This window comes from Propioniciclava sp. LT294 (assembly GCF_059516005.1).
On record NZ_JCAKNG010000006.1, the window covers coordinates 116,122 to 129,097 of the forward strand.

The following is a 12,976-nucleotide window of genomic DNA, read 5'->3' on the forward strand; positions in this document are numbered from 1 at the left end:
ACGGGCCGGCGGGCCCCGGCGTCAGGCGGCCAGGCCCTCCAACTCCCGCGCCAGCGCCAGGATCGAGGCGCGGGCGGCGGCATCCGGGATGCCGAGGTGGTCGCAGGCCTTCTCGACCGACTCCTCCAGCGTGCCCTCACCGAAGCCCTTGACCGCGTCGGCGTTGGCGTCCTGGAACGGGGCGCCCACGCCACGCAGGTGCAGGACCCAGGCGGCGACCGCGCGCTCGGCACCGATCGGCTCGCCACCGGCCGCACGCTCGGCGTTCAGCGCCGGCACGATGCGGATCGGGATCTTCACCGAGCCGTCGGCCGCGATGCGGGCGAGCTGGTCCTTCATGCGCGGGTTGCCGAAGCGCTCCAGCAGGGCGGCGCGGTAGGCGTCCACCTCCGCGGCGGGCAGCGGCAGGTGCTGGGCCGCGACGTCCCACCACTCGTTCACCCAGCCGGCCACGACCGGGTCCGAGATGGCCTCGTACACGGTCGGACGCCCGACGATCGTGGCGGCGTACGCCATGAGCGAGTGCGAGCCGTTGAGCAGCCAGAGCTTGCGCAGCTCGTGCGGGGTGATGTCGTCGACGAAGTTCGCCCCCGCGTCCTCCCAGCGGGGGCGTCCTGCCTTGAAGTCGCCCGCGATGACCCATTCGGTGAAGGGCTCGGTCGCGACGGCGGCGGGATCCTCGACACCGGTGTCGTCGGTGATCGCCTGCAGCGCCTCGGCGGAGATCGCCGGGGTGATGCGGTCGATCATCGTGGTGGCGAACCCGACGTTCTCCTCCACCCACTCCGGCAGCGTCGGGTCGACGAGTGCGGCGATGTCGCGGACCACGTGGGCGACCATCTCGCCGTTGTCCGGAACGTTGTCACACGGGCAGAAGGTGATCGGGCCGGCACCCGCCTCGCGGCGGACGAGCAGTCCGGCGGCGAACTTGCCCGGCGCCGTGGTCACGCCCGCCAGGTTGCCGGCCCGGATCGCCTCGATGTCGGCTTGGACGGCCGGGTGCTCCGCGTTCAGGCCACCGCCCGGCTTGGGCAGGTAGCCGGCCTCGGTGATGGTCGAGGTGACGATCGCCAGTTCGGGCGAGCGGAAGTACTCCAGCAGCTGCTCCACGTCGGTGCCCGAGTGGGTGGCCGACAGCGAGCTGATCACCTGGTAGTCGTTGCCCTCCGGGTTCTGCACGACGAGGGTGTACAGGTTGTCCTGCTCCTGCATCTGCGGGACGATGCCCAGCGAGCGCCCGGTGAACGCGGCGATGCCCCACTCACCCGCGTCGGGGGCGCGATCGGTGTACATCGCCTGGTGGGCGCGGAAGAAGTTGCCCATCCCGAGGTGGACGATCCGAACAGGAGCGGCGGGACGTCCGTCCTGCGAACGGGAGAGTCGACGAGCCACGAGTGAGTTCCTTTCCAAGCGGCACCGGTGGGGGGATCCATGTGGTCCCGAGACTAGTTCGCCCGCCCCACAGGAGGGGCGGAAAGGCCGTAAGTTGCCACGGTGGCTGCGCCATTTCGGATGTGGGGCAAGGGCGTCCGGACTAGGCTGGGGCCCACGCGACCCGCACTTAGGAGGCATTCGTGACGACAGACGTGACCACTGCGGCCACCCTCGAGGCCGTGACCATCGGTGGACCCCACCGGACGGTCAGCGATGCGGAGTTGGACGCCTTCGTCGCCGAGCAGTTCCAGCGGGTCGACTTCGACGGCAAGAACGTCGTCCTCGTGGTGCCGGACGGTACGCGCAGCTGCCCGCTGCGGCTGGTGGTCGGCACCGCCCACAAGTACCTCATCGACCGCGTGGCGTCGCTGACGTGCGTCATCGCCCTGGGCACCCACTCCTACATGGAACCCGACGAGATCGACGCCTGGTTCGGCATCACCGACGGCGAGACCCTCGAGTCGGTCTACCCCGGCATGACGATCGTCAACCACGAGTTCCTCGATCCCTCCCAGATCGTGAACATCGGCACGCTGACGGCGGACCGGATCCGGGAGCTGTCCAACGGTTCCATGTCCGAGGACGTCGTCGTCGAGATGAACCGCCACGTCGTGGAGGCCGACATCAACCTGGTCATCGGCCCGGTGTTCCCGCACGAGGTGGTCGGCATCTCGGGTGGCAACAAGTACTTCATCCCCGGCTGCTCGACCCACGACGCCATCGACCTGTCGCACTGGGTCGGCGCGCTCATCGGTGTCGAGGACATGATCGGCTCCCCGGGCGTCACCCCGGTGCGCAAGATCATCAACGCCGGCGTCGAGCTGATCCCCAACGACAAGTACGCGTTGTGCATCGTCGTCCAGTCCGGCACGGGCGAGTTGGAGTCGGTGTCGTTCGGCGACACGGAGTCCTCGTGGGCCGACGCCGCCGACATCGCCGCCGAGAGCCACGTCGTCCATGTCGACGAGCCCTTCACCAAGGTGCTGGCCATGATGCCGACGCGCTACGACGACATCTGGACCGCCGCGAAGGGCTGCTACAAGATGCAGCCGGCCATGGCCGACGGCGGCGAGGTCATCATCTACGCCCCCCACGTCACCGAGGTCTCCGAGCAGCACCCGGAGATCTACGACATCGGTTACCACTCGATCGAGTACTTCACCAAGCAGTGGGACAAGTTCTCCACCGTCCCCAAGGGCGTGCTCGCGCACTCGACCCACGTGCGCGGCGCCGGCTCCTACGACCCCGAGACGGGGGTGGAGACCAACCGCATCAAGGTGACCCTGTGCACGCAGATCCCCGAGGAGGTCTGCCGGTCGGTCAACCTCGGGTACCTCCCGCTGGACGCCGTGGACGTCGAGGCGTGGAAGAACGACCCGAGCGTCTACGTCCAGGAGAACGCCGGGGAGGTCCTGTACCGCCTGCGCAAGAACGCCTGAGGCGTGACGCCGCTTACGCGGGGCCGGTGCTCTGACGCACGATCAGCCGGACGGGCACCGACACCGGGGCGGAGTCCGCGGCCTTGTGCCCCGTCAGCGCCGCCACGATGTAACGGACCGCGGAGTCGCCCAGCATCGTGAGCGGCGCCGCGACGGTGGTCAGGCCCGGCGTGATGAGGGCCGAGGCGAAGATGTTGTCGAACCCGACGACGCTGACCTGCTCCGGCACCTTGATGCCGCGCTCGGCCAGGCCCTGCATGAGGCCGATGGCCATCAGGTCGTTGTAGCAGACGACCGCCTTGAGTCGCCGGGCGGCGATGACCTCGGCGGCACCGCGTCCACCCTGGATCGTCGGGGCGAACGGGCCCACGCGGTGTTCGGTGAAGCCCAGCTCCTTGGCGGAGTCGCGCATCGCCCGCCAGCGCATGCCGTCGGCCCAGGACGCCTCCGGCCCGGCCAGGTAGGTGATGTTGCGGTGACCGAGCGCGATCAGGTGCTCGGCGGCCTTGCGGACGCCATGCCCCATGTCGGGGATGATGCAGTGCAACCCCGCCACCCGGCGGTTCAGCACGACGGTCGGGATGCTCTTGGCCACGGTGCGCAGCTCCGTGTCGGACAGGCGCGAACTGGCGATGATCAGGCCGTCCAGCAACGGCATGGAGCGGCGCAGCATCTCGCGCTCGAGCGCCTCGGACTCCTGGGCGTCGTTCAGGGTGACGACGAAGCCGGCCTCGGCGGCGGCGGCCTGGCAGCCGCGGATCACGCGGAAGTTGAATGGGTTGGTGATGTCGGCGACGGCCAGGCCCAGGACCTTCGTGGTGCTCTTGGCCGTGGTGCGGGCGACCTCGCGGGCGCGGTAACCGAGCTCCTCGGCGACCTGGCGGATCTTCTCGGCGGTCTGCGCGCTCACGCGCCCGGGCCGGGAGAACGCCCGGGACACGGTCGACGGACTCACACCTGCGACGCGTGCCACGTCGTAGATGGTGGCATCCGACCCAGTCCCCGGCTCATTGACCATGACCGAACCCTAGCAACTTGGCAACCTCGTGCAACGAACTTGAGCGAACTTGTGCCCCGGCCCACCCAGCGGGTGCTGGGTGGGCCGGGGCAGCGGTGGCGTTGTCTCAGAGCGCGATCAGCCCGGGATGTTGAACGCCTTGCGCGGCAGCGTCGAGGTCAGGTCGAACGCCGTCTGCTCGGCCTCGTCGAGGTCGAGTCGACCCTCGACCACGAGTTCGGCCAGGTGGGACACGTCACAGCGACGCGCCACGTCGTGGCGGGCCGGGATCGACATGAACGCGCGCGTGTCGTCGATGAAGCCGCACGTCTTGTAGAACGTGCCGTACTCGGTGACGGCCTTGCGCCAGCGCTTGATGGCGTCCGGGGCGTCGATGAACCACCACGGCGGGCCGACGTACACCGACGGGTAGAACCCGGCGAGCGGGCCCACCTCCCGGCTGTAGACGGTCTCGTCCATGCCGAACAGGATGATGCGGAAGTTCGGGTTCGTGCCGAACGCGTTCAGCATGGGCTGCAGCGTGTTGACGACCTCGATGGCCATCGGGATGTCGCCGCCCACGTCTGCGCCGTACTTCTGGAAGGTGCCCTGGTGGTGGTTGCGGTACACGGCCGGGTGGACGGTCATCACGAGGCCGTCCTCCGATGCCATGCGCGCCTGCTCGAACATGAAGGCCTTGCGCAGGGCGGTGCACTCCTCGTTCGACGCCTCGCCCCGGCGGGCCTTGGCGTAGACGGCCTCTGCGTCGTCCAGCGGCTCGGCGCCCAGGTCGGCGTGGCTGTGGTCGGTCGAGGTGGACCCCATCGACTTGAAGAACGCGCGACGGTTCTCCATGGCCTCGACCCAACCGGCGAAGGTGCCGGTGTCGATGCCGGTCTTCTCGGCCAGGGCGTCCATGAGGCCGTTCCAGTCGTCCCGGGCCGGCTCGAGGTACTTGTCGGGGCGGTAGGTCGGGGCGACGGTGCGGGTGAACGAAGCGTCCTCGCGGATCTTGGCGTGGTGCTCCAGGTCGTCCAGCGGGTCGTCCGTGGTCGCGATGAACTCGATGTTGAAGCGGTCCATCAGCGCCCGCGGCTTGAACTCGGGCTGGGCGAGCTTCTCGGAGATCTGGTCGTAGATGCGGTCGGCGGTCTCCTCCGACGGGCGGACGTCCACACCGAAGATGTCGACGAGTTCCGCCTCCATCCAGAACTTCATCGGCGTGCCGCGGTACAGGTACCAGTTGCGGCAGAAGGTGCGCCACGCGTTGCGCGCCTGATCGGCGCTGAAGTCGGTGCGCCCCATCGGGACGCCGAGGTCGGCGAGGTCGACGCCCTGCCCGTGCATGATGCGGTTGACGTAGTGGTCGGGCGTCAGCAACAGGTTGGTCGGGTCGGAGAAGGGGATGTCGTCGGCGATCCAGGCCGGGGGGACGTGGCCGTGGGGTGACAGGATCGGCAGGTCCTTGATCTGGTCGTACAGCTTGCGGGCGACCGCGCGAGTCTGCGGTTCGGCCGGGAACAGCCGATCGGGATTGAGGGTCAACGGCTCTGTCATGGTGGCCATTCTGTCGGGCCTCTGCGCCATACACAGCCGATTGCCGCCACTTTCCGGTGAATGCAGGGCAAACAAGGCAACCGGCTACCCGCCGTTCGGCGTTGCGGCAAGATGAACGTGTTCGGTCCCCTAGCAAAGGAAGCACCACACATGAGCGAGAAGACAGGCACAGCCCAGATCGGCGTCGTCGGCATGGCCGTCATGGGCTCGAACCTGGCCCGCAACTTCGCCAGCAAGGGTTTCAGGACGGCTATCTTCAACCGGTCGTACGCGAAGACGGCCGCCGTCCTCGAGGCGCATCCCGAGGCTGAGTTCGTCGGTTCCGAGACGGTCGAGGAGTTCGTCGATTCCCTGGAGAAGCCCCGTCGGATCATCATGATGGTCAAGGCCGGCCCTGCGACCGACGCGACCATCGAGTCCCTGATCCCGCACCTCGACCAGGGCGACATCGTCATCGACGGTGGCAACACCTACTTCCCCGACACCCGTCGTCGGGAGAAGATGATGGCCGAGAAAGGCTTCAACTTCATCGGCTGCGGCATCTCCGGCGGCGAGGAGGGCGCCCTCAAGGGTCCGTCCATGATGCCCGGTGGCCCCAAGGAGTCCTACGACGTCGTCGGCCCCATCCTGGAGAAGGTCTCGGCGCAGTACGAGGGTGAGCCCTGCTGCACCTGGATCGGCACCGATAGCGCCGGCCACTTCGTCAAGATGGTCCACAACGGCATCGAGTACGCCGACATGCAGTTCATCGGCGAGGCCTACGACCTCCTCAAGGGTGTCGGCGTCTCCGCTGCCGAGGCCGCCGACATCTTCGCCCAGTGGAACACCGGCGACCTCGACTCCTACCTGATCGAGATCACCTCCGAGGTGCTCCGCCAGGTCGACGCCGAGACCGGCAAGCCGCTCATCGACGTCATCCACGACGCCGCCGGCATGAAGGGCACCGGCACCTGGACGGTCCAGGAAGCCCTGAACCTCGGCGTCCCCGCCGCCGCGATCGCCGAGTCCGTGTTCGCGCGCGCCGCCTCCAGCTCCCCCGACCTGCGCAAGTCCGCCCGGGCGGCCCTGTCCGGTCCGGACGGCAAGGTCCAGGTCGACGACAAGGAAGCCTTCATCGAGGACGTCCGCCAGGCGCTGTGGAGCGCCAAGGTCATCGCGTACGCCCAGGGTCTGCACCTGATCAAGGTCGCCGGCCAGGAGTACGGCTGGGACATCGACGTCGCCGCCTGCGCCCGCATCTGGCGCGCCGGCTGCATCATCCGCGCCAAGCTGCTCGACCGCATCTCCAACGAGTACGCGGCCGGCAACCTGGAGACCCTGCTCGAGGCCCCCTCGATCGCCAAGGGCCTCGCCGACGCCAACACCTCGTGGCGCCGCGTCGTGGCCAGGGCCACCGAGGCCGGCGTGCCGATCCCGGGCTTCGCGTCCGCCCTGTCCTACTACGACCTCGTCCGTGCCGAGCGCACGAACGCGGCCATGACCCAGGGCCTGCGCGACTTCTTCGGCTCGCACACCTACAAGCGCATCGACAAGGAGGGCACCTTCCACACCAACTGGAGCGGTGACCGCACCGAGTCCGAGGCCGTGGACGCCCACTGACCCCACGCTGATCGAACCGAGCAATCGCCGGTGTGCCCCGGGCCTCGTGCCCGGGGCACACTGGTGTGTGGAGGTGTTCCGATGACCCAGGCCCCACAGCCCGCTCCAGCCGGGTGGTACCCGTCCCCCGACGGCGCACCCGTGCAGCGCTGGTGGGACGGGGTGATGTGGACCGACGCGACCCTCGCGCCCGAACCCAGCCATCACACGTGGGAGATCCCAGCCATCTCGGGGTGGGCCGCTCCCGAACCACCGCGCCTCCGGACGCTGGCCCTCCTCACCCGCGTGGCCATCGCCCTGGCCGGCGTTGCGGCACCGCTCGCCGCCGGCGTCCACCTCTGGCAGCAGGCCGCCGCCCCGGCGTGGCTGGCCAAGGACGTCGTCCTCGCCGCCACGGGCGCGGCGTCGGGCCTGCTGGTCGTCTCCGGCACCTTCTGGTTGGTCTGGCAGTACCGGGTCGCCAGCGCCCTCCCGCCCGGCACCACCCGCCGCACCCCCGCCTGGCACGTCGCGTCCTGGTTCGTCCCGGTCGCGGCCTGGTGGGTGCCGTTCCAGAACGTGGGCGACCTCTTCTCCCGGTCGACCGGACGGCGCCCCGGGTGGTTGGCTGCGTGGTGGACGCTGTGGGTCGCCGGCGTGCTCGTGGCCGGGCTGGGCGCGGCGCTGCCCGTCCTCGTCCTGGTGGGGTCGCTGCTGTTCACGGCATCCGCGCCGTTCGCGTGGCGGATCGTGGAGCGCCTCACCGAGGCAATCGGGCCCACGGGGGAACACCACGGGGACTGACGGTGTTGGGCTCAGCATGAAGATCGACATCTGGTCCGACATCGCCTGCCCGTGGTGCTACATCGGCCTCACCCGTTTCGACCGTGCCCTGGCTGCCTTCGAGCACCGGGACGGCGTCGAGGTCAGGCTGCACAGCTTCCAGCTGGACCCCACGCTGCCGGACAGCTATGAGGGCACCGAGACCCAGTACCTGGCGGAGCGCAAGGGCATCTCGGAATCCACCGTCCGCCAGATGTTCGGCCAGGTCGTCGCCGCCGGCGAGACCGAGGGCCTGGTCATGGACTTCGACGCCCTCCAGGTCGCCAACTCGCGCAAGGCCCACCGCCTGCTGCACGCAGCCAAGACCACCGACGAGTCCGGGCGCCTCGCGCACGACCTCAAGCTGGTCCTGTTCCGCGCGCACTTCACCGACGGTGAGTCGATCTCGGACGCCGATGTCCTCGTCCGGCTCGCCGAATCGGTCGGCCTGGACACCGGGATCGCCCGCGCCTCACTCGAGGACGAGGAACTGGACGGCCGCGTGCAGTCCGACGTCGACGCCGCCCGTTCGCTGGGCATCAACGGCGTCCCGTTCTTCGTGCTCCACGACAAGTACGGCATCTCCGGCGCACAGCCGCTCGAGGTGTTCACCCAGGCGCTCACCCAGGTCTGGGACGAGGTGCACCCCAAGCCGGCGTTCGCGACCCTCTCGATCCCCGGCCTGAGCCAGGACGCCACGGGTCCCGCCTGCGGGCCCGAGGGCTGTGACTGACGGTCCGCCCACTTATCCGCCCCCGAGCCACAGGAGCACGACCTTGTCCACCGTCACCATCACCCACAACGCCGAGGCCAGCCGTTACGAGGCCCGACTGGACGGCGAGCTCGCCGGCTTCGCCGACTACCAGCTCGCCAGTGGCCTGATCGTCTTCACCCACACCGAGGTCGACCCCGCCTTCGAGGGGCAGGGCGTCGGCAGCCGGCTGGCCCAGGGCGCCCTGGACGACGTCCGGGCCGGTGGCGACCGGAAGGTGCTGCCGCTGTGCCCCTTCATCAAGGGCTGGATCGCGAGGCATCCCGCCTATCAGGACCTCGTCCAGGGCGCCTGAGGCACCGCCGCGGCGTCAGCCCAGGGCGGCGTACGCCACCTCGAGCAGGGGCTCGGCCGGGCAGGAGCGTCCCGTCATGAGCCGGATCTGATCCAACGCCTGCCCGACGAGCAGGTCGATCCCGGAGAGTTGGACGATCCCGGCGGAGCGGGCGGCCCGGTCGAGCTCGGTCGGGTAGTGGTTGTAGGTGGCATCGAAGCAGGCGGCGGTGAGCCGGGCGAGGCCCTGCGCGACGTGGGAGGACAACGGTGTGCTCACCGTCGAGACGAGCACGTCCACGGCATCGACGTCCGGCACCTCTCCCCACGGACCGTGCGTCAGGCGCACGCCCAGCGTCGCCCCCAGCCCGTCCAGCGAGGCGCGCGCCCTGGCCTCCGAGCGGGCCAGGACGAGGGCGTCCGACACCCCCATCTCCGCCAGCGCGTAGAGGGCCGAACGAGCGGTGGCGCCGTTGCCGAGCAGCAGCGCCGAGGAGGCCGCGGTCACCCCGGCGCGGGCGAACGCCCCGACCAGGCCGGTGACGTCGGTGTTCTCCACCAGCGGGTCGCCGTCGTTGAACAGGAAGGTGTTGCCCGAGTCGAGCAGTCGCGCACGCTCGGACGCCGTGCCGAGGGACAGCACCACGTGCTTGAGCGGTGCCGTGCAGGACAGCCCCACCCACTCGGGACCGCACCCGGCGATGAAGCCGGCCAGCCCGGCCTCGTCGACCTCGTGGCGCCCGTACTCCCAGTCGCCGGCGATGCCGAGCACCTCGTAGGCCCGGGTGTGGATCAGCGGGCTCAGGGAGTGGGCGATCGGCGACCCCAGGACCGCGCAGCGGTGGAACCCGCTCACAGCACCGGCCGCCCGGTGGCGGGGGCGGGCCACCACTCCGCGATGCGGCGCATCGCGTCCGGCAGCGGCTGGGGGCGTCCCGCGGCGTCCCCGTGGACGAGGACCGTGGTGGAGCGGGACATGACCTGCCCGTTGAGCGGGTCGACCACCACCGCGGCCAGGTTGAGGGACGTCCGGCCCAGTGCCCCGACGGCCGTGTGCACCTCGTACGGCTCGAGCCGGTGGGTGATCTGTCCCGTGTAGCGCATGTCCTGCCGGGCCACCAGCCAGGCGTGCTCGACGTCTTCGTGCGCGCTGGTGCGGATGGCGTTGGCCAGCAGCGGCGTCTTCAGCGCGACACGGGCCTCGGCGACGTAGTCGAAGAAGCGGGTGTTGTTGGCGTGCCCGTAGGCGTCGAGGTCGGACCAGCGCACCTGGAACGGGTGCGTGTGGTGGTCCTCCCCCACCGCATAGCCGGCGACCTCGCGCAGCGGCTCGAGGGGGACCGAACGCTCGTTGAACCAGGCGCGCTCCTCCTCCGCGAGGCGCGCGGGGCGACCGGACGCGAAGTCGAAGTTGGCCAGCACCGTCCGGGCGCGGGCGACCAACCGCCCGCCCTGGTGGACGAGGTAGCCGACCGTGAACCGCGCGGCACCGACGTCACCCACGTGCAACGCGACCTCGAGCGGCTCGGGCGTGAAGAAGATGGGCCCCAGGTACTCGACCTGGTGACCCACCACGATGATGCCGTTGCCCAACAGGTGGGCGTTCGGCCCCGTCAGGAGCCAGTCGACGCGCGCCTCCTGGAGGTAGTCGACCAGGGCGGCGTTGTTCGCGTGCCCCTGCGCGTCGAGGTCGACCCAGCGCAGCGGCACGCGGACGCGGTAGGCCTCCACTCAGTCCTCGGGATCGGCGTCGTAGAGCGAATCGACCAGGTCGGCGTACTGCTGGGCGACCGCGCTGCGACGCAGCTTCATGTTCGCCGTGACGCCCCCCTGCTCGACGGTGAGCTCGTGGTCCAGCACCGCGTAGCGCTTGACGGTCTCCCACCGCTCCAGCTTCGCGTTGGCACGGGCCAGGAAACGGTCGATCGACGCGCGGAACTCGGGGAGCTGCGTCAGCTCCGCGTAGCTCAGGCCCTCCTTGCCGTGGCGCTTGGCCCAGCTCTCCATCGCAGCGGGATCGATGGTGAACAACGCGGAGATGTGCTTCCTGCCGTCGCCGACCGCGATCACCTGCGACACGTACGGGATGTTGGCGGCCAGGACGCCCTCGACCTTCTGCGGCGCGACGAGCTTGCCACCCGAGGTCTTCATCAGGTCCCGCTTGCGGTCGGTGATGCGCAGGTAGCCGTCGCTGTCGAGCTCGCCGATGTCGCCGCTGTGGTACCAGCCATCGACCAGCACCTCGGCGGTCTGATCGGGGTCCTTGTGGTAACCCCTCATGATGCCGGGGCCCTTGATGAGCACCTCACCGTCGTCGGCGATGCGGATCTCCGTGCCGGGCAGCGCAGGTCCGACCGTGCCGAAGCGCGGCGTCCAGGGCACGTTCACCGCGGCCACCGCCGAGGTCTCCGTCGCGCCGTAGCCCTCGACCACGACGATGCCGGCCGAGTAGAACCACTCCTGCACCTGCGCGCTCAGCTTCGCCGCACCCGAGATCATGAACTGGATGTTCCCGCCCAACCGGTGCTGCAGCTTGGAGAAGACCAGCTTCTCGGCGATCCGGTACTGCAGGCCCAACGTGCCGGGCAGCTTCTCCCCCTTGATGCGGTACGGGTTCGACTCGCGCCCGACCGCGAAGGCCCAGCGTGCGATCCGACCCTTGACGCCACCGGCCGACTTGGCCTTCACCCCGTTGCGGACCTTCTCGAAGATACGCGGGGCGCCGCACATGAAGGTCGGCCGCGTCGCCTCCAGGCCGTCGACGATGCGCTCGAGGCGGCCGTCCACCACGGAGGCGAAGCCGATCTGGAGCTGGATCATCATGACGGCCTTGCCGAAGACGTGGCTCAGCGGCAGCCAGAAGTACTGCAGCGAGTCGGGGCCGATGATGTTCAGCGCGTCGACGGCCACGCCCTCGTACGTCCAGTTGCTGTGCAACAACTCGACGCCCTTGGGCAGGCCCGTGGTGCCGGACGTGTAGATGAGGGTGGCCAGCGTGTCGGGGGTCGTGTTGGCGACCGCGTCGTCCATGGCCGAGGGGTTCTCGGCCAGCAGCGCGCGGCCCTTCTCGCGCAGTTGCTCCTTGCTGATCGTGCCCTCGGCGATGCCGTCGAGCAGGATGACCTGGCGGATCTGGTCGCCGGGGACGTTCTCACGCAGCTTGGCGAGTTGCTCGAGGTTCTCGGCGACGAAGTACCTGCTGTCGGAGTGGGTGACGATGTGGACGAAGTCCTCGCCCTGGGTGTTCGGGTACACGGTCGTCGTGGCCCCGCCGGCGCAGTTGATCGCCAGGTCGAGCAGCACCCACTCGTAGCGGGTGCTGGACGCGATGGCGACGCGCTCCTCGGGCTGCAGACCGATGGCCAACAGGCCGGCGCCGATCTCCCACACCACCTTGCGCATCTCGGCCCAGGTGAGGGAGACCCAGTTGCCCGAGGCGTCCGGGTAACGCATGGCCTCGTTCCCGGGCGTGGCCGCGACCCGCCCGTTGAACATGGCACCCACCGTCGGCGGCCGGTTGTCCAGCATCGACTGGATGTCGGTCATCGTGATCCTCCCCTTGCGAGGCGCGTGCCCCCCGTTCCGGGTCAGTCTAGGGCCCAAAAGCTGACGATTGAACTGTCAAGTCGGACTATGATGCCGCCATGCAGGCCACCTTCACACGCTGGCTGGACCGCGAGCAACAGGTGGTGTGGCGCGCGTTCCTCGACGGTGTCGCCAAGATCGACGGCCACCTCGACGCCGCCCTTCGGCCCTTCAGCCTCGACCTGGGTGAGTACGAGATCCTCGTGCGCCTGTCCGAGGCGCCGGACCGACGGATGCGGATGAGCGACCTCGCGGACGCCGCCCGCCAGTCCCGGTCGCGCCTCACCCACACGGTCGCCCGCATGGAGCAGAAGCACCTGCTGACGCGCGTCCCCTGTCCCGATGATCGCCGCGGCGTGATCGCCATCCTCACCGACGAGGGTTTCGCGCTGCTCGAGGCCGCAGCCCCGACGCATGTCGCCTCGGTGCGCGAGATCCTGGTCGACGTCGTCACGCCCGACGACTACGAGGCCCTGGGACGTGCCATGCGCGCCGTCAACGAGGTGGCAGACTGAGGCG

12 protein-coding genes are annotated in these 12,976 nt (G+C 69.5%); 6 read left to right on the top strand and 6 right to left on the bottom strand.

Translation table 11 applies throughout. From position 1 onward, the window contains the following. Positions 1–21: 21 nt before the first annotated feature. Positions 22–1,392, bottom strand: coding sequence for a mannitol dehydrogenase family protein (locus AC5YDA_RS09675; protein ID WP_496189168.1), 1,371 nt, complete (start codon positions 1,390–1,392; stop codon positions 22–24). A gap of 182 nt (positions 1,393–1,574) precedes the next feature. On the opposite strand from AC5YDA_RS09675, the gene AC5YDA_RS09680 reads away from it, so the two are divergent. Then, a complete protein-coding gene (locus AC5YDA_RS09680) occupies positions 1,575–2,873 on the top strand; it encodes a lactate racemase domain-containing protein (RefSeq protein ID WP_496189169.1) in 1,299 nt (432 codons plus the stop codon). Positions 2,874–2,886: 13 nt separating this feature from the next. Here the strand turns inward: AC5YDA_RS09680 and AC5YDA_RS09685 are convergent, their stop codons facing one another. Together AC5YDA_RS09685 and uxaC are read right to left on the bottom strand one after the other, a co-directional pair. After that, entirely contained in the window at positions 2,887–3,846 is a 960-nt protein-coding gene (locus tag AC5YDA_RS09685; protein WP_496192941.1) for a LacI family DNA-binding transcriptional regulator, read from the bottom strand. A 162-nt stretch (positions 3,847–4,008) separates the two neighbouring features. Then, positions 4,009–5,427: a glucuronate isomerase gene (gene uxaC / locus AC5YDA_RS09690; RefSeq protein ID WP_496189171.1), complete on the bottom strand. Its 1,419-nt coding sequence runs from the start codon at positions 5,425–5,427 to the stop codon at positions 4,009–4,011. A gap of 150 nt (positions 5,428–5,577) precedes the next feature. Between uxaC and gnd the strand changes: the two genes are divergently transcribed. From gnd to AC5YDA_RS09710, 4 genes are all read left to right on the top strand, one after another. Continuing rightward, on the top strand, positions 5,578–7,026 hold the full coding sequence (gnd, locus tag AC5YDA_RS09695) for an NADP-dependent phosphogluconate dehydrogenase (protein WP_496189172.1): 1,449 nt from the start codon (positions 5,578–5,580) through the stop codon (positions 7,024–7,026). Between the two features lie 81 nt (positions 7,027–7,107). Next, positions 7,108–7,809, top strand: a complete 702-nt coding sequence (locus AC5YDA_RS09700; RefSeq protein ID WP_496189173.1) for a DUF4328 domain-containing protein — start codon at positions 7,108–7,110, stop codon at positions 7,807–7,809. A gap of 16 nt (positions 7,810–7,825) precedes the next feature. Next, positions 7,826–8,560 (top strand): DsbA family oxidoreductase, encoded by a 735-nt coding sequence (locus AC5YDA_RS09705; RefSeq protein WP_496189174.1) that lies wholly within the window; start codon positions 7,826–7,828, stop codon positions 8,558–8,560. Positions 8,561–8,603: 43 nt separating this feature from the next. Continuing rightward, positions 8,604–8,894 carry a GNAT family N-acetyltransferase gene (locus AC5YDA_RS09710; protein WP_496189175.1) on the top strand — a complete coding sequence of 97 codons (291 nt, stop codon included), beginning with the start codon at positions 8,604–8,606 and terminating at the stop codon, positions 8,892–8,894. A 15-nt stretch (positions 8,895–8,909) separates the two neighbouring features. Here AC5YDA_RS09710 and AC5YDA_RS09715 read toward each other — a convergent pair whose 3' ends face one another. Genes AC5YDA_RS09715 through AC5YDA_RS09725 form a run of 3 tightly spaced genes read right to left on the bottom strand, consistent with a single transcriptional unit; the run spans position 8,910 to position 12,418 of the window. Further along, entirely contained in the window at positions 8,910–9,761 is an 852-nt protein-coding gene (locus AC5YDA_RS09715) for a shikimate dehydrogenase family protein (RefSeq protein WP_496192942.1), read from the bottom strand. After that, positions 9,725–10,603, bottom strand: coding sequence for an acyl-CoA thioesterase (locus AC5YDA_RS09720; RefSeq protein ID WP_496189177.1), 879 nt, complete (start codon positions 10,601–10,603; stop codon positions 9,725–9,727). The genes AC5YDA_RS09715 and AC5YDA_RS09720 overlap by 37 nt, the downstream gene beginning before the upstream one ends. Beyond that, positions 10,604–12,418: an AMP-dependent synthetase/ligase gene (locus tag AC5YDA_RS09725; RefSeq protein ID WP_496189178.1), complete on the bottom strand. Its 1,815-nt coding sequence runs from the start codon at positions 12,416–12,418 to the stop codon at positions 10,604–10,606. A 98-nt stretch (positions 12,419–12,516) separates the two neighbouring features. Between AC5YDA_RS09725 and AC5YDA_RS09730 the strand changes: the two genes are divergently transcribed. Then, positions 12,517–12,972, top strand: a complete 456-nt coding sequence (locus tag AC5YDA_RS09730; RefSeq protein ID WP_496189179.1) for a MarR family winged helix-turn-helix transcriptional regulator — start codon at positions 12,517–12,519, stop codon at positions 12,970–12,972. The last annotated feature ends 4 nt before the right edge of the window (positions 12,973–12,976 follow it).